Origin of the sequence: Pseudoalteromonas sp. NEC-BIFX-2020_015 (genome assembly GCF_012952265.1) — a bacterium.
GTDB classification, from domain to species: domain Bacteria; phylum Pseudomonadota; class Gammaproteobacteria; order Enterobacterales; family Alteromonadaceae; genus Pseudoalteromonas; species Pseudoalteromonas neustonica.
Window position 1 is genome coordinate 132,359 of the sequence record NZ_JABCJL010000005.1, and the last position, 23,119, is coordinate 155,477.

General features: G+C 40.4%; 22 protein-coding genes. 21 read left to right on the forward strand and 1 reads right to left on the reverse strand.

From position 1 onward, the window contains the following. Positions 1-297: 297 nt before the first annotated feature. Positions 298-1,206 (reverse strand): pyridoxal-phosphate dependent enzyme, encoded by a 909-nt coding sequence (locus HH219_RS05540; protein ID WP_169326863.1) that lies wholly within the window; start codon positions 1,204-1,206, stop codon positions 298-300. A gap of 86 nt (positions 1,207-1,292) precedes the next feature. Here HH219_RS05540 and HH219_RS05545 point away from each other — a divergent pair, with 86 nt between their 5' ends. From HH219_RS05545 to HH219_RS05645, 21 genes are all read left to right on the forward strand, one after another. Then, complete coding sequence (locus tag HH219_RS05545; protein WP_169326864.1) at positions 1,293-2,210, forward strand: MSHA biogenesis protein MshI; 918 nt, start codon at positions 1,293-1,295, stop codon at positions 2,208-2,210. Positions 2,211-2,214: 4 nt separating this feature from the next. Further along, positions 2,215-2,817, forward strand: a complete 603-nt coding sequence (locus HH219_RS22395; RefSeq protein WP_169326865.1) for a PilN domain-containing protein — start codon at positions 2,215-2,217, stop codon at positions 2,815-2,817. Then, positions 2,814-3,500: a type II secretion system protein M gene (locus HH219_RS05555; RefSeq protein WP_169326866.1), complete on the forward strand. Its 687-nt coding sequence runs from the start codon at positions 2,814-2,816 to the stop codon at positions 3,498-3,500. The genes HH219_RS22395 and HH219_RS05555 overlap by 4 nt, the downstream gene beginning before the upstream one ends. Beyond that, on the forward strand, positions 3,478-3,801 hold the full coding sequence (locus HH219_RS21775) for a hypothetical protein (RefSeq protein ID WP_064435812.1): 324 nt from the start codon (positions 3,478-3,480) through the stop codon (positions 3,799-3,801). The genes HH219_RS05555 and HH219_RS21775 overlap by 23 nt, the downstream gene beginning before the upstream one ends. Further along, positions 3,785-5,443, forward strand: coding sequence for a pilus (MSHA type) biogenesis protein MshL (gene mshL / locus HH219_RS05565; protein WP_054454796.1), 1,659 nt, complete (start codon positions 3,785-3,787; stop codon positions 5,441-5,443). Before HH219_RS21775 ends, mshL begins: the two co-directional genes overlap by 17 nt. A 2-nt stretch (positions 5,444-5,445) precedes the next feature. Further along, positions 5,446-6,348 carry an AAA family ATPase gene (locus HH219_RS05570; RefSeq protein ID WP_169326867.1) on the forward strand — a complete coding sequence of 301 codons (903 nt, stop codon included), beginning with the start codon at positions 5,446-5,448 and terminating at the stop codon, positions 6,346-6,348. After that, positions 6,345-7,487 carry an agglutinin biogenesis protein MshN gene (locus HH219_RS05575; RefSeq protein ID WP_169326868.1) on the forward strand — a complete coding sequence of 381 codons (1,143 nt, stop codon included), beginning with the start codon at positions 6,345-6,347 and terminating at the stop codon, positions 7,485-7,487. The genes HH219_RS05570 and HH219_RS05575 overlap by 4 nt, the downstream gene beginning before the upstream one ends. Then, positions 7,484-9,211, forward strand: a complete 1,728-nt coding sequence (locus tag HH219_RS05580; protein WP_054204846.1) for a GspE/PulE family protein — start codon at positions 7,484-7,486, stop codon at positions 9,209-9,211. The genes HH219_RS05575 and HH219_RS05580 overlap by 4 nt, the downstream gene beginning before the upstream one ends. After that, entirely contained in the window at positions 9,198-10,421 is a 1,224-nt protein-coding gene (locus tag HH219_RS05585; protein WP_169326869.1) for a type II secretion system F family protein, read from the forward strand. Before HH219_RS05580 ends, HH219_RS05585 begins: the two co-directional genes overlap by 14 nt. 2 nt (positions 10,422-10,423) lie before the next feature. Further along, positions 10,424-11,017, forward strand: coding sequence for a prepilin-type N-terminal cleavage/methylation domain-containing protein (locus HH219_RS05590; RefSeq protein WP_169326870.1), 594 nt, complete (start codon positions 10,424-10,426; stop codon positions 11,015-11,017). 23 nt (positions 11,018-11,040) lie between these two features. Further along, positions 11,041-11,577 (forward strand): prepilin-type N-terminal cleavage/methylation domain-containing protein, encoded by a 537-nt coding sequence (locus HH219_RS05595; RefSeq protein ID WP_169326871.1) that lies wholly within the window; start codon positions 11,041-11,043, stop codon positions 11,575-11,577. 8 nt (positions 11,578-11,585) lie between these two features. After that, positions 11,586-12,077 carry a type II secretion system protein gene (locus tag HH219_RS05600; RefSeq protein WP_169326872.1) on the forward strand — a complete coding sequence of 164 codons (492 nt, stop codon included), beginning with the start codon at positions 11,586-11,588 and terminating at the stop codon, positions 12,075-12,077. Beyond that, the gene (locus HH219_RS05605; protein WP_054204841.1) at positions 12,064-12,600 is read left to right on the forward strand and encodes a prepilin-type N-terminal cleavage/methylation domain-containing protein; all 537 of its coding nucleotides are present in this window, start codon (positions 12,064-12,066) and stop codon (positions 12,598-12,600) included. The genes HH219_RS05600 and HH219_RS05605 overlap by 14 nt, the downstream gene beginning before the upstream one ends. Continuing rightward, positions 12,600-13,430 carry a type II secretion system protein gene (locus HH219_RS05610; protein WP_169326873.1) on the forward strand — a complete coding sequence of 277 codons (831 nt, stop codon included), beginning with the start codon at positions 12,600-12,602 and terminating at the stop codon, positions 13,428-13,430. The genes HH219_RS05605 and HH219_RS05610 overlap by 1 nt, the downstream gene beginning before the upstream one ends. Further along, complete coding sequence (locus HH219_RS05615; protein ID WP_054204839.1) at positions 13,420-13,914, forward strand: hypothetical protein; 495 nt, start codon at positions 13,420-13,422, stop codon at positions 13,912-13,914. The genes HH219_RS05610 and HH219_RS05615 overlap by 11 nt, the downstream gene beginning before the upstream one ends. Beyond that, positions 13,911-17,654 (forward strand): H-type lectin domain-containing protein, encoded by a 3,744-nt coding sequence (locus HH219_RS05620; RefSeq protein ID WP_169326874.1) that lies wholly within the window; start codon positions 13,911-13,913, stop codon positions 17,652-17,654. The genes HH219_RS05615 and HH219_RS05620 overlap by 4 nt, the downstream gene beginning before the upstream one ends. A 369-nt stretch (positions 17,655-18,023) precedes the next feature. Beyond that, positions 18,024-20,054: a formylglycine-generating enzyme family protein gene (locus HH219_RS05625; RefSeq protein ID WP_054204838.1), complete on the forward strand. Its 2,031-nt coding sequence runs from the start codon at positions 18,024-18,026 to the stop codon at positions 20,052-20,054. Between the two features lie 137 nt (positions 20,055-20,191). After that, entirely contained in the window at positions 20,192-21,235 is a 1,044-nt protein-coding gene (locus HH219_RS05630; RefSeq protein ID WP_016709506.1) for a rod shape-determining protein, read from the forward strand. Beyond that, positions 21,235-22,077 carry a rod shape-determining protein MreC gene (gene mreC, locus HH219_RS05635; RefSeq protein WP_170173838.1) on the forward strand — a complete coding sequence of 281 codons (843 nt, stop codon included), beginning with the start codon at positions 21,235-21,237 and terminating at the stop codon, positions 22,075-22,077. Before HH219_RS05630 ends, mreC begins: the two co-directional genes overlap by 1 nt. Continuing rightward, complete coding sequence (gene mreD / locus HH219_RS05640) at positions 22,070-22,549, forward strand: rod shape-determining protein MreD (protein WP_054204837.1); 480 nt, start codon at positions 22,070-22,072, stop codon at positions 22,547-22,549. Before mreC ends, mreD begins: the two co-directional genes overlap by 8 nt. Next, positions 22,549-23,118, forward strand: coding sequence for a Maf family protein (locus HH219_RS05645; RefSeq protein WP_169326875.1), 570 nt, complete (start codon positions 22,549-22,551; stop codon positions 23,116-23,118). Before mreD ends, HH219_RS05645 begins: the two co-directional genes overlap by 1 nt. Position 23,119: the final 1 nt, after the last annotated feature.

The window sequence follows — 23,119 nt, forward strand, 5'->3', positions numbered from 1 at the left end:
ACCCAAGCCACCTCAAGATGCAGACTTCAGCGTTTCACAGGGGCTTAATATCAAGGCGTTACTTTGCAATAATGGCAGTCCCTTTTAAGAAGTAACAACGATGAGAGTAAGCGCCTGTGAAACGCCCAGAGGGTTGGTTTAAAAGCGATTTATACTGCGTTATTGACTTTAACAATAGAACCACTATTATTTTCAATCAATGCCTTGCCTAAATCGCTTTTAACTCCAACTGAAACTGCATCTTGAGGTGACTTGGGTATAGAGCGCCCTTAAAAGTACATCAATTCGAAAAATGATTTAAATGAGTTTTCGATAGCGCAAACCGTTTAACCCCTGAAGTCCACCAGTATGTATAGCAATAATTCGACTGCCTGCGGGGAAAAAATCTTGTTCTATTAATTGCCAAAGCGCATACATCATTTTACCTGAGTAAATTGGTTCTAAAGGTAGCTGATACCGCACTTGCATCGCCTGGCAAAACTGCCAAAGTTCAGGCGTGAATTTTCCATAACCACCACCATGAAACTCAGTTAGTAATTGCCAGTTATTTTGTTCTCGTGCGGCTTGGCTGAGTATTTTTATCTCATTTATTAAATATTCCGCTTGTTTTAGCACCGCAATACCTAATACTTTAGTGGTTTTATTACTGCCTTCAATGAGCCCCGCTAGAGTGCCGCCACTGCCCGTAGGGCAAATAATATAGTCGGCCACTGGTAGGGATTGTGCCAATTCTTTTCCTCCTTGAAGGGCTGCTTTGTTTGTTCCTCCTTCCGGTAGGATGTAGGCGTTTGGGAACTGTTTTTGAAGTTGGGTAATATAATCTGTGTTATTACGCTCTTTATATTCTAAGCGGGTAACTGCGTGTAATTGCATGCCGCAGTGTTGAGCAAACTGCAATGTAGGGTTATTTAGATCGAGTTCAGGACCACGAATAATTCCGCGTGTCTTAAAGTTTAGAAGCTTCCCAGCTGCTGCGCATGCATGGATATGATTTGAGAAAGCCCCTCCAAATGTAAGTAATTCGTTTTTCTTTTGAGCCTGCATAGCAGATAAATTATATTTTAATTTACGCCATTTATTGCCATTTATAGAATGGTGCAGCAGATCGTCACGCTTAATACTTAAAAATAAATTTCTTTTTTTTAAGTTATCTCCATCTATTTGTTTTAACGGTGAGTTTTCATTTATCGTGCTGAGTTTTAACATTATTGCCTCTTTATTTCTTTGCAATACTTGCGACCTAGGAAATATATACAATACTTAGAAAATCGTACTAATATTTAAGTAGCTATATGAAAAAAAGGCTTTTTTCATTATTTCCATGGTTGCAGCAAGGGATAGATCCTAACTGCATAATAGGTGTTGCTACATATGCTAAAACCGTGAATGCAGTTTGTTTGAAGCAAATACAAGGCTTGTGGCAAATTGAGAAAACACATACAGAATACGTGACAGACCTCCGTGATTATACAACGGCGATTACTACCTGTACAAACGAAGTAAGTCGCCAAACATGTGCTGTTAATTTGGTAGTACCACATTATTTTTATCAAATTTTGCAGATGGAAAAGCCTAACCTGACAGATGAAGAGATTATTCAGTCACTGCCGTGGACGAGTAAAGATCTAGTTAATATCGCCCCAGAAAATATTGTCGCCGATTTTATTGATTATCCAATTGCTTTACCGATGCAAAGTAAAAAAATGAATGTGTTTATAACTGATAAGCAGCAAATAATACCGCTTATTAATTGTTTTATAGATACAGACGCCGTATTACGTTCGCTCACTTCTGAAGAAATGGTACTGCTTGCTTTATTTGGTAAAAACAAAGATGCACATATGTTGGTGGTTCAACACGCAGATACTGAACCAAGAATACTCATCGTACGAGATGGTCAGTTAGTTTTAGTTAGGCGCTTAAATGGCTTTATTGGTATTACAGATAAAGATAGTGCAGTTGTTGATGCATTAGCTTTAGAAATACAGCGTTCAATGGATTTCTTTGAATCGCAATTAAAACAACCTCCGATCCGTAGTGTGCAATTACAGTGTGACAACTTGTCTTCATTAGCGGTGCGTGCAGAGCTTGCTGAGTTATTACAAATTAAAGTCGTCGACTTTCAACCTAATTCAGATATGGCTAAAGGTGTTGAAAAGCAGTTCTACTATGCTTTAGGTGCGGCTCTATTGATGACTAATAAGGATTAATCAGGTGAAGAATAGGATTAATTTTTATCATAAATCATTAAGAAAGCGTCGTGACTTGATGCCACTCCAAGGTGTTTTAGTTATATGGACTATTGTTGCTTTTATAGTGACAGCTAGTTGGGGAGGCTTCACATTACAAACACAACATAATAAAACTGAAAAAGATGGAAGCCAGCAACGATTAGATAGTTTGTATGTAGAGCTTGAGGCAATAAAAATTAAGCTGGCAGAAAAACAAAATAAAGACCGGTTAGTTACAAAGTTAAAGTTAATCGAGCAAGAAATAGCTCATAAGCAGCAAATATTCAGTTATTTAAAAGTAGTTAACGAATTATCGGGCACTGATTATAGCCGAATAATGATTGATTTAGCGCGTCACAATGAGCCGAGCATTTGGTTAACTGAACTGATATTTGCAGGGAAAAAAATTACCCTCAAAGGACAAACCTCCGAATCAAGTCAACTACCTATTTGGCTAAGTAATTTAAAGCAATCACCTTACTTTGCAGGGAAAGAATTCTCAGTATTGGAGTTTAATAAAAAAGAGGATGGCATTAATGAATTTAATGTTTCATCTGAGCTAGTTGTTAAAGGGAATTCGCTATGAAGACGAATAGTAAAAAAAGTCTACGTAGTTGGCCTTTATGGGTGAAATATCAAACACGATTTGAAGCACTACAGTTACGCGAAAAATATGCCGTATTAGCTGTTGGTTTATTTTTGATTATTTATTTAGGTTGTTGGTTTTTAGTGCTTCCACAGCAAGAGTCGGCAAAATTACAGCAAGACTCGTTAAAGGCCATTAAGGTTGAGTTACAGCAGTCTCAAGTTCAGTTTGCAATGTTAGAGGAAGCGTTAAATACCGACTATACAAAAGCGCTTCGTCAACAAATAATCAATGCAGAACAAGCATTAATCGATACTGATGAGAGGTTGAGTGCGTTTAGCCAAGGCTTTGTAGCTGCTGAGAGTGTGCCTGACATGTTAAGAGGATTATTAAAAAGTCATCCGAATGTCAAAGTATTGAGCTTTAAAGTGCTACCAGCAAAAGGGATTGATGTTGCAAAGCTAGGTGAGCAAGATGCGCAAGTTTTATTTTTTGAACATCAAATGATTTTGACGTTAGAGGGCGAGTACTTTGGCCTGCAAAACTATCTTGAATCACTTAAAAAAAACCAAGAAAAGTTGTTGATCCAAGAGTTTAATTATCAAGTGACAGCATATCCAAATGCTCAATTAACCATACAGTTAGCAACGGTAAGCGCGAATGAAAAATTTCTTTCACTGTAGTTTATGGCTGATATCAATATGCGCCAGTGTAGCTGCGGTTGCACAAACTTTAAAAGATCCGACTAGACCGCAAACCATTACAACAAAGGGAAGCGGGAATGTGTTGACTGGAAATTTGATATTGCAGTCAATAATAAAGAAACAGCAAGGGTATAAAGCAATTATTTCTGGGCAATTATATGCCATTGGCGATCAGATAGATGGCTACAAAGTGCTAGCAATAAACTCTAAAAGAGTCGTACTAGCGAATGATAACAAGCAAATAAAATTAGATTTATATGACTATGACATTAAAAATTAATTTTCCCCACAAGTTGGCTGTTTTATTGCTGTTACCTATTATTTTAAATGGTTGTCACAGCTTTTCACCAGGTAAAGGGATCAAGCCTCATATCGAGCAAGAGTTAAAAGCACTTCCAAATAATACGCCTACAGTTGCACCGTTAAATGTACCTGAGGAGCTAGCTCAAAGCCTATTATCTTCAGTGGGCCCTCAGCAGAGTTTAAATAACGAGCTTTCGGTGAAGCGTTTTGAAGTATCTGCTAATAATGTTGATATACGAGCCTTTTTTGCAGGTCTTACGGACGATACACCTTACAGTGTTGCAGTACACCCAGAGGTAAGTGGAACAATTAGCTTAACCTTAAAAAGCGTAACATTTGATGAGGTTATTACCGTTATTAAACGAATGTATCCGCTTGATATTATTAACGAAGGGCGAATTGTACAGGTACTTCCCGCAAAAATGCGTACAGAAACTATTCCTGTTAATTATTTAATGATGAAGCGAAGTGGCCAATCTACAGTCAGTGTTGTTGCTGGTGGTGTGAGTCAAATGGCGGGAAATAGTAGCTCAAGATCAAGTAACAACTCAAGTGATAGTGACCAGCAAAATGGCCAATCCAGCAATAATCAGAATATTGAATTAAATGGCTCTCGTATACAAACCACAAATCAAAATGATTTTTGGAAAGACTTAGAGATCGCTTTAAAAACACTGGTTGGTACTGGAGAGGGGCGTTATGTTATTGCCAGCCCTCAGGCAAGTTTAGTGACTGTAAATGCCTTGCCAAGTGAAATTATGCAATTGAAAGATTTTTTACGCCAAAGCCAAGAAAACTTGCAACGACAAGTTATTTTAGAAGCGAAGATTGTCGAAGTAACTTTGAAAGATGAATATCAACAGGGGGTTAATTGGAATGAAATTGCAAGCTCTATAGGTAGTACGAGTTTGTCATTTGCAACAACGGCCGCAGGGCAAATTAGTAACAGCATTTCAGCCACGCTTGGTGGTGTTTCAAATTTAGTTATCAATAACGCTGATTTTACAGGTGTGATTAGCTTATTAGAAACCCAAGGCGATGTACAAATGCTATCAAACCCAAGGGTAACAGCAACTAATAATCAAAAAGCAGTAATTAAAGTCGGTCAGGATGAGTACTTTGTTACTAATGTTTCAAGTACGACGGTTACAGGTAATGCAACAACAACAACACCAGAAATTGATTTAACACCATTTTTCTCAGGGATTGCATTAGATGTTACACCGCAGATTGATAAATACGGCTCAGTCATTTTACATGTTCATCCGTCTGTAACACAAACAGAGGAACAGCAAAAAGTAATTACTTTGAATAATGACGAATTTATCCTACCGCTGGCGCAAAGTAATATTCGTGAATCTGATACGGTGATCCGTGCTCAAAGTGGTGAAATTGTGGTGATCGGTGGTTTAATGCAAACGATCACAACGGATGAAGAATCAAAAACACCGCTACTAGGCGACATACCATTATTTGGTAATCTTTTTAGAAGTGTGCGTAAGCGTCAAGAGAAGAAAGAGCTAGTTATTTTATTAAAGCCAACTGTTGTAATGCCTGATACGTGGAAGAAGCAACAAGCTCGCAGTCGCCAATTACTTAATACTTGGTATGAGAATTAATCATGTATTTGAGCTTTTTCAATCTAAGTGAAATGCCTTTCACCTTAACCCCAAATACCGAGTTCTTCTGTGCTCTGGCACCGCATAATGAAGCGATGCAAGTGTTGCTTACGGCGCTAGAAATGGGGGAGGGGTTTATTAAAGTAACGGGCGAGGTAGGCACTGGGAAAACGCTTTTATGTCGTAAATTGTTAAATCAAATAGAGCAAGATTTTACGGTAGCCTATTTACCAAACTCTTACTTAAACCCTGATGAACTACGCTGGGCATTAGCTGTTGAGTTAGGGATGGATCTAAATAAAGAGCTCGATCAGCAAGCCCTAAGCCAATTAATTAATCATCATTTATTAAGTCTGCAACAGGCCGGGAAAAAAGTGGTGTTACTGATCGACGAAGCGCAGTGCTTGAGCTGGGATACGCTAGAAGCATTACGTTTATTTACTAATTTAGAAACCGAGAGTGAGAAGCTAATTCAGGTTGTACTATTTGGGCAACCTGAATTGGATGAAAAGCTAGCTAATAGCCGTGTTCGTCAGTTGCGTCAACGGATTGGTTTTTCCTATCAATTACGTGCAATGACACCTGCTGAAGTTGTGTATTACATCAACCATAGGCTACAAGTTGCAGGTTTTAATGGGCCACAACTATTTACACAGCAGTTAGGATTGCGCATAGCAAAAGCGAGTCGAGGAATCCCACGTTTGGTAAATGTGCTTTGCCATAAAGTATTGTTACAAGCTTATGGTGAAGGGGTGAATGAAATAAAAATACAGCACATTTACAGTGCGGTAAAAGACACTGAAGATTGCCAAAATGCACATTTAATAAATTATTGGAGTTATATAGTTGCCAGCTGCAGTATGTTAGTGATTGCAGGTATTTGGTTTTGGAGGCAGTGGCTATGAGTGTAATTAATTCGATGCTTAAAAGCATAGAGCAGCGTGAAAGTGGTGCAACACTGCCGTTTGCGCAAAAAAGTATTGTCGTTGCCCCCATTTATGATTACCAAACAATTGGACTGAAGTGTGGGGTCGTTTTAATCGCAATCACAGCAATTGTATTGGCTTATATTTATCTACCAACGGCTGATAAAAAAATTAAGCGTGTAGATTCAATTGTAGAGAGATCAGCAACCAAAGTAGCTATCGATCCATTAATTAAGAGTGAGGTATTAGATAAACCTAACACGTTAGTCACCGCAGGTAAAAATAAGCTTATGAATTCGGCATCTTATGTAGAGGAAAAAGCATTAGTTAATGATAGTGGGGCTAATCAGGTTGCACGTTTTCAAAAGCCAGTAATAAACCAACAGCCAATGATGGAAAGTAATAGTGAGTCAGGGGGGCCTGTTGCAGCCGTAGTATTGAAAAACAGTGCACCTGAAATAGTGAATGCTGCAATCAGTAAACCGATGATTAATAGCTCTGAAGATACCTTTAGCATCAAAAAGGCTTCAGTAATAACGACTATGGAGCAGCAAAATTCAGCCTTGTTGGCACAAGCCAGAAATGCGCTAGAGTTTGGTTTACAACAAGAGGCTACGGATGATCTGGTACTTATTTTACAGCGTGACCCTGAGCACATTGAAGCGCGTAATTTATTGGCGGCAAGTTACTTTTTACAGCAGGACATTCTTGCTGCGCAGAGTATTCTAGAAGAAGGCATAGGGTATGATCCTAACGTGTTGCACTGGCGCGTATTGCTCAGCAAAATTTACATTACTCGACGTCAGTACAGTATGGTTTTACAGCTTCTCGGTGATGAGTTTGAACCGCAAGCAGATAATCAATTTTGGACTTTAAAAGGCACTGCTGCGCAGCAACTAGAGGAACATGATGTTGCATTGCGATGTTTTGAAAAACTAACTCGATTACAGCCGCAAGAAAGTAAGTGGTGGTTAGCACTGGCAACCTCTAAAGATGCGCTTGGGGATTACCAAAACGCAAAGCGTTATTATCAAACAGCTCTTAAAATGGGAGGGTTGAGTCCGGTAATACAAAGCCATGCAGAGCAACGCTTGTTAGCGCTTAAGGAGGTATCATGAGGCCTAGTTTAAGAATGCGTTTGGGGGATCTTTTAGTTGATGAGCAGATGATCACAGAAGCGCAACTAAGTGAGGCTCTTAATGCGCAAGCTGCAACGGGGCGTAAACTCGGTGCAACGTTAATCGCACTTGAGTTTATTAGTGAACCTCAGTTACTACGATTTTTAGCTCAGCAACTTAAAGTGCCATTTTTAGATATTTCACAACGCAAAATATCCCCAGAAGTGTCTAAGCTGCTATCAGAGGTTATGGCTAGGCGTTACCGCGCACTTGTAATTGAAGATAATGGCGACTCAGTACTTATAGGTATGAGTGATCCGGCTGATTTAAGAGGGTTAGATCAACTAGGGCCAATATTTGCACCAAAAAGAATTGATTTGGCGGTAGTGCAAGAAAGCCAAATTATGGTTGCATTCGATAATGTCTATCGTCGTACGGAAGAGATAACCAGCTTTGCGGAACAGTTACATGAAGAGTACGAGGATGTTGAAGAATTTGACTTAAACTCTCTCGGTGATGATTCTTCAGATGCAACTGTTGTTAAATTACTACAGTCTATTTTTGAAGATGCAGTACAAGTAAGGGCATCGGATATCCATATCGAGCCAGATGAAAGTATGTTGCGTATTCGCCAGCGTGTTGACGGTGTATTACAAGAGCACATATTACATCAGGTGAAAATTGCCTCTGCATTAGTATTACGTCTTAAGTTGATGTCTGGCTTAGATATATCAGAAAAACGTCTACCACAAGATGGCCGATTTAATATTAAAGTTCATACACATAGTATTGATGTGAGGTTATCCACGATGCCGGTGCAGTATGGTGAATCGGTAGTTATGCGGTTACTTGATCAATCAGCTGGATTACTAACTTTAGATGAAACAGGTATGCCGACGCATATTTTGAAACGCTTGCGCAGTATTTTAAAGCGCCCCCATGGGATGATTTTAGTTACAGGGCCGACGGGGTCGGGGAAAACGACCACTCTTTATGGGGCGCTAAGTGAGCTTAATCAGCCTGAAAAGAAAATTATTACAGTTGAAGATCCTGTTGAGTATCGAATTGGCCGTATTAATCAGGTGCAAATAAAAAACAAAATAGGGCTCAGTTTTGCCAGTATTCTTCGCACTGCATTACGCCAAGATCCTGATATTTTGATGGTTGGTGAAATGCGAGATCAGGAAACCGTAGAAATTGGCTTAAGAGGTGCATTAACAGGGCACTTAGTCTTATCAACGCTACATACCAATGATGCGATCACCAGTGCAATGCGTTTAATTGATATGGGCGCGCCAGCCTATCTGGTTGCCAGCTCATTACGTGCCATTATAGCTCAACGGCTAGTAAGGCGAGTATGTGAAAACTGCAAAACGCAATACCACCCTGATCATCAAGAAACGAGTTGGTTAAAGTATTTGAAAGTTGATGTTGCTAATAGTCAGTTTTGGTGTGGGAAAGGATGTACTGCGTGTAACCATACGGGCTATAAAGGTCGTGTTGGGGTGTTTGAGCTACTGGAAATGGATGATGCCATGATGGATGCATTACGCCAAGATGATACGCAAGGTTTTTCTGACGCGGCTAAAAATAGCGCTCAATTCACACCTTTATCAAGCATGGCACTAGAGTATGCAAAACAGGGCCTAACCACATTGGATGAAGTGTTTAAAGTTGCTGAATATATCCCTGAGATAATAGGAGATGACGATGCAACTTTATAGCTACCAAGCTAAAGATCATAAAGGAACATTAGTAAAAGGCAAGCTTGAAGCGGTCAATCAAGCCGGCGTAGCTGATAACTTAATGCGTCGTCAATTTATACCAATAACGATCACACTGATCGAGCGTGAAAATGATATTCAATTTCCAGGTTTACAACTATTTAAACAAAAAGTAGGCCTTGACGACATGATTATGTTTTCTCGGCAAATGTATTCATTACTCAAAGCAGGCATACCTATAATTCGTGCCATTGTTGGGTTAGCAGATACTACACAAAATAAAGAGTTTAAAGCGGTTTTAACTGAGGTTATTAAGCAGCTAGAGCAAGGTCGAGATTTATCTAGTGCAATGAGCATGCATAATAAAGTGTTTAGTCGTTTGACTATTTCGATGGTGTTGGTGGGCGAAGGTTCAGGGCGTTTAGAAGATGCTTTTTTACAACTTGCTAATTATTTTGAAAAAGAACAAGACACACGAAAACGTATTAAAACAGCGATGCGTTACCCTATTTTTGTTATCGCAGCTTTAGTGATAGCCATGGTGATTTTAAACATTTTTGTAATCCCCACATTTGCCACTATGTTTGCTCGATTTAATGCTGAGTTGCCTTTGATGACGCAGATATTAATAGGAACCAGCCGCTTTTTTGTTAACTACTGGTGGTTACTATTATTGATAATTGCAATGACTATTTTTTTCTGGAAGCGCTACTTAGCGACTGAACAAGGTTTGTATAACTGGGATCACTACAAGTTAAAAATCCCTTTTGTAGGCCATATTATTCATCGCTCACTTCTTGCTCGTTATAGCCAAAGCTTGGCTATGGTACTGCGCTCAGGTGTACCGATGACTACAGGCTTATCGCTTACAGCACAAGCCGTTGATAATAGTTACATGGAAAAAGCTATTTTATCTATTCGTCAGGAAATAGAAAAGGGCGATAGCTTATTGCGAGCTTCGCGTAGTAGTGAGTTGTTTTCGCAGCTGGTATTACAAATGGTTGCAGTGGGTGAAGAAACAGGCCGTGTTGATGAAATGCTACAAGAGGCTGCTGATTATTATGAGCGAGAAGTTGATTATGATTTACGTAGTTTAACTGCGAAGATAGAACCTATTTTAACTGTATTTGTTGCCATTATGGTCCTTATTTTAGCGTTGGGTATATTTATGCCGATGTGGAATATGATGTCAGCAATAAAGGGGGGGTGATAATGCTCAATATGGCGCAACACAATAATGGTTTTTCACTGTTTGAAATGGTTTTAGTTGTGATTTTGTTGGCCGTAGTTATGAGTGTAGCTGTACCACAATTTATGAATGTTAAAGAGCAGGCTCATAGTGCAAACATTGATGCTGTCGCGGGTGGTTTTGCCAGCGCAGTCGGGTTTGTCAGAGGGCAATGGGAATTAGAAGCACGACCTAAAGGTAGCGCTGCTTCACGGTTTGTTACTTATATTAATTATGGAGGTGTGGTTGTAGGAGTTGATGGTGAAACAGGTACTCCTACTAGTGATGAAACAGAGCAAAAAGACACACGGGCATTAGCAATGAGTAGTGCAAGATGCCAACAGGTGCTGAATGTGATTTTACAAGATGCGCCAAGCAGTACCCTAAGTAGTACAGTGTCAGAGGTTAAAGATGTACGTTTTTTAGTAAGGTACGACGCAGATGCGTTGCAGTGTATCTACTATCTTAGTCATTCTTTAGATGCTGAAAATATCCCTAAGAATGGTAAGCAATTAATTGATACCAAAGGGTTTTCGTACTTTCCTAAAATAGGCAAAGTGCAAATTTTTAAATCTTAAGTAATAACAAAAGAGGCTTACTTATGAAAACGCAATCAATGAATAGCAATGAAATGAACAACCAAGCAGGTTTTACCCTAGTAGAATTGATCATTGTGATCGTGATCCTTGGCATACTTGCGGTAACGGCTGCTCCGCGCTTTTTGAACTTACAAGGCGATGCAAATGCATCAACACTTGAAGGTTTGCAAGGCTCTATTCGCAGCGGTATGAACATCGTTAATGGTAAATCAATAATCTCAAGTGATCATAAAAAACCAACCGCAACAGTAACGGTTGATACAGGCGCTGCAGTTGATACTATTTATGGTTATCCTGCTGCGAGTACTGCTGCATTTGAAGCTTTCTTAGATGTTGACTTTGCAACTGGTGATGCGGGTGACTTTAACTTAGACGACACGACTAAAGCCGCTACTGGAACTGTAATTATTTTTCCTAACAGCTATGTAAGCACAGATGATTGTCGTATTGAATATACACAAGCTAAAGACTCTAACGATGGTACCCCGCCAGTCAAAGTTGTGGCGCCAGTATTAACAATTATACTTACAGGATGTTAATCATATAGATGGGAAGCTCGACTAAGCAACGATTGCGTGGCTTTACTTTAGTTGAACTGATAATTACTTTGGTTATTTTGGGTATCCTGTCGGTAACGGTAGGGCCCAAATTCTTAGGTAGTTCAACCGAAGACGCCTATTCATATCGTGATCGCGTATTGGCCGCACTACGCACAACTCAATTACGAGCGATGCAAAACAGTGCAATAGCGAGTTGCCATAAGTTATACATAAGCGCAGTGTTAATTGCTGGGCCAACAACAGATACATGCAATGGAGGAGCGGATCCTAACAACCAAGACGATTTGGTAGTGAAGATAGACACGCAACGTAGCGAAATAGTATTTACTGCGTTAGATAGTCAAGGATCGCTATTTACTGAAATTAATTTTGACCCATTGGGGCGAAGTGATCGAAATTGCAACAATACATGTCGAATAGATGTGGGGTTAGCTGGTGTATGTATTAGTGGTGAGGGGCTGATTTATGCGTGCCCTTAATACGGGTTTTACCCTTATTGAGCTAATCATTAGCATTGTTATTTTTGCGATAGCCCTGACAATTATTACCGGTTTAATTGCGCCGCAGGCGCGTCAAAGTGCGGATCCTATTTTACAGTTACGTGCTAATGAATTGGGTCAATCATTAATGAATGAGATCCAAAGTAAGGCATTTGATGAGCATAGTGAACGTGCGCCGCCGTTTAGACGATGCTCAGAGAGTGGTTTGGCTGCACCAAATTGCACCGTTGTAGCCGATTTAGGTGCCGATAGCGGAGAAACCCGGACTACGTATGATGATGTGGATGATTATTTAGCACTTAATGCTCAGCCTATAACAAATAGCTTAGGTGAGCAGTTAACGCAGTATCAAGATTTTAGTGTTGCCGTTACTGTGGTTTATGACAGTGACCGTAATAGTACAACCGTAAATGATGGAACAACATTAAAGCTCATCACACTTATTGTTAGTGCTCCAAATGGAGAGCAATATGGGTTTAGTGCTTATAAAGGTAATTACTGATGTTTAGCTTTATAAAACAATGCGGGTTTACCCTTATAGAGTTATTAATAGTCATGGTGATTGTGGGGATATTAGGGGTTACTTCGGTTGCTTATATTAATGCTGGGGTAAATATCTACAGCCAAGGTGTTGAGCGTCAAGAAGCCGTTGCACAAGCACGATTTATGCTAACACGCTTAGCTAAAGAGCTACGGCACGCCACACCAAACTCTCTTCGGTTACAGTGTGAAGGAGGGTGCACATTTGATCAGTGTCTTGAGTTTATTCCTTTCCAATCAGCGACTCATTATACCGACTATCTACCAACGTCAGCCCCTTTTAATGTTACAGCGGTAGACTTCGAATTAAATAATTTAGCACAGCCAACAATTGGAAATTGGGCCACTGTATACCCATTACACCACAGTGATTTATACGATGTAGCAAACAATAAACGATTACAAGTAACAGGGTTTGTAAGCTCAACAACGAGCGAGCTGGATCAATGGCAATTTAGCCAAGCATTTATGCAAGAGTCGTCATCAAAGCGTATCTATTTACTGGCTGAGCCTGTGAGCTTTTGTGTTGAAGGTAATGCCTTATATCGATACCAAGATTATGGTTTTAATGTAAACCAATTAAATGCAGTACAGCTACAGGCAAGCAGTGGGGTAAAACGAGATTTACTTGCGCTTCATATAAGCAACAACTTAGTTAGCAATGAGTTTTTCAATTTAGATGATGCAGCGTTAACACGTAATTCTGTATTAAATATTCATGCAATTATGACGTTAAATGATAGTGAAGCAATGATGTTTAATCATGAGGTGCATATACCCAATGTACCTTAAAAATAATAGGAATCAAGCAAGTCAAAATGCCGCTCGTCAAAAAGGTAATTTACTCGTTGTTACACTGGTGATTATTGTTGTATTTTTGATGTTGGGCTTAGCGCTAGTGAAAATACTTTCTGCATCAGCACAACAAAATATTATTGAGTATTATGGCGCTCGTGCTTATATGGCTGCCCAAAGTGGGTTAGAAAATGCTTTAACAGAGCTTTTCCCGTTAAATAACCCTGCACAGAATTGCGCGGCAGTATCAACGACGCTAGCTTTGCAAGTAACTTATCTTGAAAACTGTGTGGTTACACTCAGTTGCAAGCAATATTTGGCTGTGCCAGATAGTAGTAATAGTGCTGGTACTGTTAGTATTTTTTATCTGCAAAGTACGGCTATTTGCGCCCCTATTGCATGCGCCATTGGTGAGGCTTGTCGAAAAGATTATTGGCAAACACAACGTACATTGAGCGTTGAAGCGAAGACCTTACCATGATGATTTACCGTACATTAATACTATTAGGATTGCTATGCTGTAGTTGTGTGTGTGTAGCCGCAACGCCAAAAATAGAAGGCCGCTTTATTGAACTGCAAGACACGTATGTTTCACCTATTTGGACCAAAATAAATTTTCAACAAGAATATGATGTTCCGCCTGCGGTGTTTATGCTTTCGACCAATCAAGGCGGTAACCCTGCAATAGTACGCATACGCAATGTGACTACAACTGGCTTTGAAGCTCTACCACTTGAACCTACAGGAGAAGATGGTGAGCATATTACCATGGGGGCGCATTATTTAGCGGTTGAATATGGCGTACATGAATTCCCTGATGGCACAATCATGGAAGTTGGTAGCACAGATATATTGCTTGAAATTCAATATGGGCCTCAATCTAATTATGTTTTGCCGAAGAGCTATAAAGGCGTTACCTTCTCGATGCCATTTACTACACGGCCAAATTTTTTTCATTCACTACAAACAATCAATAGCTTGGAAACAACTCCTCCGAGAGATGCGTTAAGACCATTTTTAACCGTGGCTGTTGAAACTAATTCATTAACATCAGTGGGAGTAAATATAGCGCTTGAAGCATCAGAGACAAGTAGTGGCTTAATCAAAAGCGAGACAATTGCCTATCTTGTTGTGGAGCCAGGAAGTAACCGTACTTTTGTGGATGATAATCAAGTCGAAGTGTTATGGGAGAGTTTTTTCACTGGGTATAAAGTGGATGGTTGGAGTGATGGTTGTAATTACTTTTACTTTAATAATGACTTTGACGTAGCCCCTTTAGTTGTCGCAAGTAAGAATAGTCGGGTTGGTGAAGATGGGGGGTGGTTACGTAGTTGTAATTTAACACGAACTCGGCTGGGTATAGTGGTTGATGAAGATAGAGATGGCGATAGGGAGCGTAATCACCCAAATGAAGAGGCATCTATTTTAGCCATGACGAGTACGTTTGTATCCAACGGGGACATTTTGAGTTGTGATACGCTCTTTCCTGGGGCTATTGCTACATACAATAATGGACAGATTCAACTTGTTCAAGGCGTTACGGTTACAGACAACAATGCGAATGTTTTAACAACAATGAATTACATTTCAACTGCGATTACTAATATTCCTTTATGCAATGGTCAGCCTTGTGCTGCAAAGGGAGAAAATTCGCTGACCGCAGGGCAAGCTTCACGGGTGCCTACAATAGCAAATGATGGCTCATCTGGAAGTGCCATACCAACGAGTTTAGCGGGTGATTACTTTTTTGATGAATTGCAAATAACGATGGTCGAACCTGAATACAGAGTAACAAAGCCCACCCGAATATTTGTGCAAAATTCAGACTCAATATTATCAACCGCTTTTTTAACGGTCGCTAATACGAATATAGTTATTGAAGATGGTGCGTATTTGGCTATCTACATTGATGGTGCTGTATCGATTGGAGCGAGTGTCGACTTTAACGCATTTTTAGTCGCAACGGGAGAGGTGCGTATTGCGCAAGAAGTACAGTATACGGGTATGATTACCTCTGGCACTGAGATTATAGCAGAGCAAAGCTCTTCATTTACGGGAACACCAGTACCGAATAATATCCCCGGTTTTTGTGGAATTACACCACCAGTATTATTAGATCATTACCGCATATCCATGAGTGATAACAAGGGTTTAACGTGTCAGGCTAAAGAAATGACGCTTACAGCATGTGCGAATGATGCATGTGATGTGCTTTATGCTGAAGAGTCTACACTCGATCTTTCGCCAAGTACTAGCGGGTCACAAAGCTGGGTTACAGGGGAGAACATAACATTTACAAGCATGACAGATATACGCTTTGCTAAGCGTACGGCTGGTCAAGTGCAATTTGGTTATAACTTAGCTGATCCATCAGCGCCGTTACGTTGTTATATTGGGGGGATTAATGTTGGCCTTGGTGGATGTAAAGTCACGTTCTCTGATGCAGGGTTTATTTTTAGAAATGACAGTGACAATAACACCTTAATACCTACTCAGTTATCAGGAAAACCTTCTGATACAGGCTTTAATGCTAAACAGTTAGCGATACAGGCTGTTAAAACCAACACAACAACAGGAGTCTGCGAAGCTGCTTTTCCTACCGATGGAGAAGTTGCAATTGATTTGGCTTATAGCTGTAGTTCGGGGTCTGTTTGTAGTGATGAGTTGGCGCTTGTGAATAACGGTAATACGCATGCAATTGGGCAAAGCTATCAAGCGGTACCACTAAAGTTTAGTAGTGAATCCAAAGCTGAGATTACCATTAATTACCCTGATGCAGGACAGATAAGCTTAAATACTAGGTTAAACTTGATACTGGATCCTGCAACCAATCTATCAGTAAGCTTAGCGGGGAGTTCAAATGAATTTGTTGTTAAGCCATTTGGCCTTGCTATAAACTTTCCTAATGACGGCAATAATGCATTTGCAAGTGATGCAAACGGCAGTTTATTAAAGCTCACTGGTGAGCCATTTTCATTGAAAATGAATGCGGTACAATGGCTTGTTGGACAAGATAACAACAATGATGGTTACCCAGATGATTATTCAGTAATAAACAGCAATGCAATCGCTAAACACTTTATTGGTGAGTCACCCAATGTGACACCTTCCACCTTATTACCTTCGGGCGGAGTATTAGGTAATCTAGACGTAGATACACTATCCGCGTTTACTGATTCGGGTAGCTTAAGTGAATCCCTATCACAATATAATTATGATCAAGTCGGGATTATTGATTTAGCTGTGGGCTTGCAAGATGGCGATTACTTAGGTGCTGGAGATGTGCGAGGTGAGATCACCAATGTTGGCCGTTTTGCTCCATCTCAATATGTATTACAAGGTATTCAAGCCGCTGCTCAATGTACACGTTATGGCAGTAATCAAACCTACTTAAGTGAGCCATTTTCACTTGGGTTTACTGCACTCGCTCAAAATCATAAAAATCAAACAATGAAAAATTATGTGGGTGGGTTTATTAACTCAAATATCGTAGTTAATGCTGAAAACAGTGAGGCCGGTAACTATGTATCCGCACTTGATTTAACACCAAGGCTGCAGAACATAGACTCACCAGCATGGGGGAGTACATCTGCAGACGCTGGACAATGGCAATTAAACGACCTCGACACCATTTTGGCACGCCAAGGATTTAATGACCCAGATGGGCCTTTCGAAAGTGTAAACCTTATGGCAACGCTAACAGGGCTTGAGGGGGCTACTTTAATGGGCGCTAACGATAACCCAATAATTGCGGGGATCTGTGTGGCAAATTGCGATAGCGTTAGACTTAATAGTGCACCAATTAGTTTTCGGTTTGGGCGTCTGGATTTGGGGAATAATGCAGGTTCTGACTTAGATGATTTACTCGTACCAATGGAGATGCAATATTATAATGGTACTGAGTTTGTTCGTAATGCCAATGATAACTGCAGTGTATTTACGCACCCTGAAATAAGTCAAATTTCACCGGCATTACCTGTTCTTAATTATGTTTACAGTACAGGCAATAGTGGTGTCTTTGAAAATGGTAGTTACCCAAATACTAACGGAATTTATGCGCAACCTCAGGGTATTGGTATTTTTATAATTGAATACGATACTGAAAATTGGCTTGAGTGGGATTGGCAAGCTGATGCTAGCCAATTAAATCCTAGAGGAATACTTCAATTTGGCAGTTTTAGAGGAAATGACAGAGTTATTTACTGGCGTGAAGTCCGATAATAGTAGTATGTCCAGTCAATCTCAATATACAGAATTCAGTGTTTCACAGGGGATGGCTATCAAGGCGTGATTTTACAAAAATGGCAACGCCTGTGAAGCATCCTATAGAGAAGCTTAAAAGCAGATTTATACTGCGTTACTGTTATGAGAGACTAATTTTAATAAGGGAATAGCCATTATTTGCAATCAATGCCTTGTTTAAATCACTTTTAATTCCAACTGAAGCTCGCATCTTGAGGCTAATTAGGTATAAACTCAGATAATTTTTGAACAAAGCTTGTGTTTTGCCTTGCAAGTACATAGCATAAGAGTTTAATTATAAAAAATAAATAATGACCAAATAATTGCCGCTTTTTGGGAATGGAATATATGCGAATTGCTCCTTTATCTCTGTTAATTTCAGCAAGTTTGCTTGCATCAAGTGCGTTTGCACAAGATACAGCGACGGTAACTGGGATTGAATCTGAGATCAGTATTAAACAAGCTGAATACGATAACTCTACACAGATACTTGAAAAACATTTAAAAGAAGAAAGTCAGTTACAAAGCCAACTTGATTTATTGCGTACTCGTTCAACTGCACTCGATAAAGAAAAGAACCAAGCACTTGATGCAATGAACGAGATGTACCGTCGTTTAATTGATGATCCAACGCTTGATATCAGTACCGCACAAGCACGTTATCAACAAGCCGTGGTTGATCATAAACAAAATAAAGATGATATAGCGATGCAGTTGGCGGCAATTGCATCCCACCGCAAAGATATTGAACAAATTCGCGTAGCTAAGCATACCCAGCTAAACACGCTTGAAAGCTTAAAAGAACAATTAACAACAGCACGAGTAGAGCGCTTGCGTAACGAGTTTACCCGCGAGGGAACGTTAGAAGTTAATCACACCATCAACTGTAAGCGTACAGAAACGCTAGCAGCGTGTGAGCAACGCGGTCAGCAAATGGGTTTACAAAAAGCAACAAAACGCTTCGTAGATCAAATATTTGCAAACCTAACTGAAGAGCGATTGGTTGAACCAAAACGCAATATGGCTGGTGCGCAAGTACAAATATTAAGTAGCCATGTAGTAAATAGTGCATTCAGTGGTCAAGGTAATTACAACGTAAATTTAAGTGTTACCATGCGCGGAGATGTTAATAGCAGCCGTTTATGTAACTTATTAAGTGTTGATAATCGCTATTGTTCTGAGTACGGCACACCACTGAGCACACCTTATCAAGCAAGTTACGGTACTAGCTACTCAGATAGTCAGTTAACATTCAGTGATAGTAAGGATAATGACGTAGTTTCAGTGTCGCGTTTAAATACGCAGTCGGTTCGAGACTACTCAGTAAAGCCAATGTTGATGCCAAAAGTTGATCCTTTGGTTGTTGATAACAACAAAAATAGAATGGTTGAACTAACACTGCGATCAAATGTATTTGATGATGAAGTGTTTATTGATGGTGTGAGTTTTGGCTCAACACGCTTAGCGACTACTTTGCCAAGTGGCGTACATGATGTTGAAGTACGAAAACAAGGTTACCAATCATATCGTGTGCGTGTTGATTTGCGTAAACCGCAAACCATTCATGCCAAGTTGGTAAAAAAGCCTGAGTCGATTGCTGCACCGACATACACTCGAGAGCAACGAAATACAGCATCTACGACTACAGCGGTTGGCAATGCAGCCGGTGCGGCTGTGGTTGTTATTCCAGCAGGCACGTTTGAAATGGGTGATATCAATGGCAACGGACTTGCTAATGAGCGTCCTGTTGTTGAGAAAACCATAGCCAACTCATTTGCAATGCAAAGCAAAGAAGTATCAGTCGGTGCGTATAAGCAGTTTGTTACTAATAGCGGTTATAAAACAGAAGCTGAACGCAATCGTGGCTGTGCGTATTATTTAAATGGTGAGCCAGTTTGGGAAGCTAATTTAAATTGGCGTAACCCTGGCTTTGAGCAAGGCAATGATTATCCAGCTGTATGCTTAACCTATAATGATGCTAAAGCATATGCTGATTGGTTATCAGGTCAAACAGGCCAACAATATCGCTTACCGAATGAGGTTGAGTGGGAATATGCAGCTCGAGCGGGTACTAAAACCGAATACCCATGGGGTAATGAAATCGGTAAAAATTTAGCCAATTGTGGCTGGTGTGGTAGTGAATGGTCAAACAAAAGTGCATCACCGACAGGTGCTTTTGCGCCAAACGCATTTGGTCTCTACGACACCGTAGGAAATGTATGGGAATGGACTCATAAGTCAGCTCAGCAATCGGATGTAACAGTTCGAGGTGGTGCATGGAATTTTGCACCGAGTTTAGCTCGCGCTTCAACTCGTTTGATTTTAGCGCCGGACTTTCGTGCAAATTATATCGGTTTTCGCTTAGTACGCGAACGATAAAAATAATTTAAAAAGGAAGCAATGCTTCCTTTTTACCCAATTAACAAAGGTAGCTGCGCTTTGTATTACTGAAATAATTCAGTATGTTAAAGTAGAGTCAGCTAACATAAGAACGTTTTCAAAGGTCATCCAGCCTCATGTTTAAAAAGCTCCGTGGTATTTTTTCAAACGATCTATCGATCGACCTGGGTACAGCCAATACCCTTATTTATGTTAAAGACGAAGGCATTGTCCTTAATGAACCATCTGTTGTTGCGATCCGTCAAGAACGCGCTGGTGGTCCTAAAAGTGTTGCCTCAGTAGGCACCGAAGCAAAGCAAATGCTTGGTCGTACACCAGGTAATATTAAAGCGATCCGCCCGATGAAGGATGGCGTAATTGCTGACTTTTATGTAACTGAAAAAATGTTACAGCATTTTATTAAGCAAGTTCATAACAACAATTTTATGCGTCCTAGCCCACGTGTACTTATATGTGTGCCATGTGGTGCAACTCAGGTAGAAAAACGTGCAATACGTGAATCTGCAATGGGGGCGGGTGCGCGTGAAGTATATTTAATTGAAGAGCCAATGGCGGCTGCAATTGGTGCGGGTTTACCTGTGTCAGAAGCAACGGGTTCAATGGTTGTTGATATCGGTGGTGGTACAACTGAAGTCGCAATTATCTCACTTAACGGCGTAGTGTATTCATCATCAGTGCGTATTGGTGGCGATAAGTTTGATGAAGCAATCATTAATTATGTACGTCGTAATTTTGGTAGCTTGATTGGTGAAGCAACAGCTGAAAACATTAAGCATCAAATAGGGTCAGCTTTTAAAACTGATGAACCGATTGAAATTGAAGTGCGTGGTCGTAACCTTGCTGAAGGTGTACCGCGCTCATTTACGCTTAACTCGCACGAAATTTTAGAAGCACTGCAAGAGCCATTAATGGGAATTGTAAGCGCTGTAATGGTGGCACTTGAGCAATCACCACCAGAGCTTGCGTCAGATATCTCAGCTAAAGGTATGGTGCTAACAGGCGGTGGTGCACTGCTTAAAGACTTAGATCGTTTATTAATGGAAGAAACAGGTATTCCGGTAGTGGTTGCTGATGATCCATTAACGTGTGTAGCACGTGGTGGCGGTAAGGCACTTGAGATGATAGATATGCATGGTGGTGACGTATTTAGCTACGACTAATGAAGTTAATGTTTGGGCGTGCCATCTCTTTGCAACTGCGACTTTTTGTCGCAGTGCTGTTGAGTATCATGCTGATCGTAGGCGATCGTTATACACAAGGCGGCACCACGGTTCGCACCAGTTTAAATACGCTAGTCAGCCCATTATTGTATTTAGCTAATTTACCCTATGAAGTTTTTAGCCTTGGTGCTAAAAGCTTGCATACGCGTGATCAACTACTAACCGAAAACGAAGCATTAAAACAAAAGCAATTACTGCAAAGTGAACAACTTCAGCAATATCAATTTTTAGCCAAAGAAAATCAAAAACTGCGGGCATTACTTGGCTCTTCAGCTAAACAAGCTAACCGTAAAATCATTGCACAAGTACTGTCAGTTCATTCAAACCCATATAGTCACCAAGTGGTGATCAATCGCGGTGCGATTGATGGTGTTAGTGAAGGGCAAGCTGTGATTGACGAAATGGGCGTGGTAGGTCAACTTACAAAAGTGGGATCAACAACCTCTCGTGTACTTTTAATGACAGATACGACCCATGCAACACCGGTGCGCATTTTACGCAATGATGTGCGCACTGTCGTGGAAGGTGTAGGGAAAATAAACTCAGTAAAACTCTCCCATGTACCGCATAGCCTAGATGTACGTTATGGTGATGTATTGGTAACATCAGGTCTTGGTGGCACGTTTCCTGAAGGATATCCTGTTGCAGTTGTGACAGAGATAAACCGCGATGAAGGGCGTCCGTTTGCGCAAGTATACGCGGAGCCAATTGCTCAGCTAGACCGAATTCGCTTATTAGTGATCTTATGGCGTAGTCAACAGGAAATTATCAGCGATGAATAGCCGACACACATTACTTATCGGCTTTAGCATCTTTTTTGCATTGATTATGGCACTGATGCCGTTGCCGTTTTCATTTGAACCATTTCGTCCAGACTGGGTTCTACTCGTTTTAATGTACTGGTCATTGGCGGTTCCGCATCGTTTAAACATTGGTACTGCTTGGGTGGTGGGACTCTTAATTGATTTAGCATCAGGCTCGCCATTAGGTGTAAACTCACTCACTTACTCAATTTGTATTTTTGTTACTGCGAGTAATTTTCAAAAAATCCGTAACTTCTCGATTTGGCAGCAAGCAATATTGGTTGGGCTATTTTTAACGCTTTATCATTTAATGCAATTTTGGCTGAATCACTTTTTAATGGATGTGTATTTTAATCCGCAATACTTATGGCCAGTGGTTACTGGCATGCTAAGTTGGCCATGGATTTTCTTGCTGCTGCGTAAATACCGTCGTCATTTCAGGATCCGATAATGCAAACCGCCATTTATTTAGCGTCAGCTTCTCCAAGGCGCAAAGAATTGCTAACTCAGCTAGGCATTGAATTTTCGCAATTTAGTGTGGATGCCGACGAAAGCCAATTAAGCAACGAATCTCCACGTGAGCTGGTTGAACGTTTAGCGCGCTTAAAAGCTCAAACGGGCGTGACCATGGGTTACACCGATCGCCCTGTATTGGGCAGCGACACTGTCGTGGTTATCGACAATCAATCGCTAGGTAAACCACTGGATAAAGCGGACTTTATGGCAACTTTAAAGCGTTTGTCAGGGCGAGAGCATCAGGTGCTAACCGCAATAGCATTTGCTACGCCAGAGCGAGTAATGAGTTGTGTGGTAACAACACAGGTCAACTTTAAAACATTATCAGATCAAGAGTTAGAGGATTACTGGCAAAGTGGCGAACCACAAGATAAAGCCGGTGGTTATGGTATTCAAGGGTTAGGTGGTCGATTTGTAACGCATATTTCAGGTAGCTATTTTGCAGTTGTAGGCTTACCTTTATATGAATGCGAAAAATTATTAAGCGAATTCTTAAGTAGGTAAC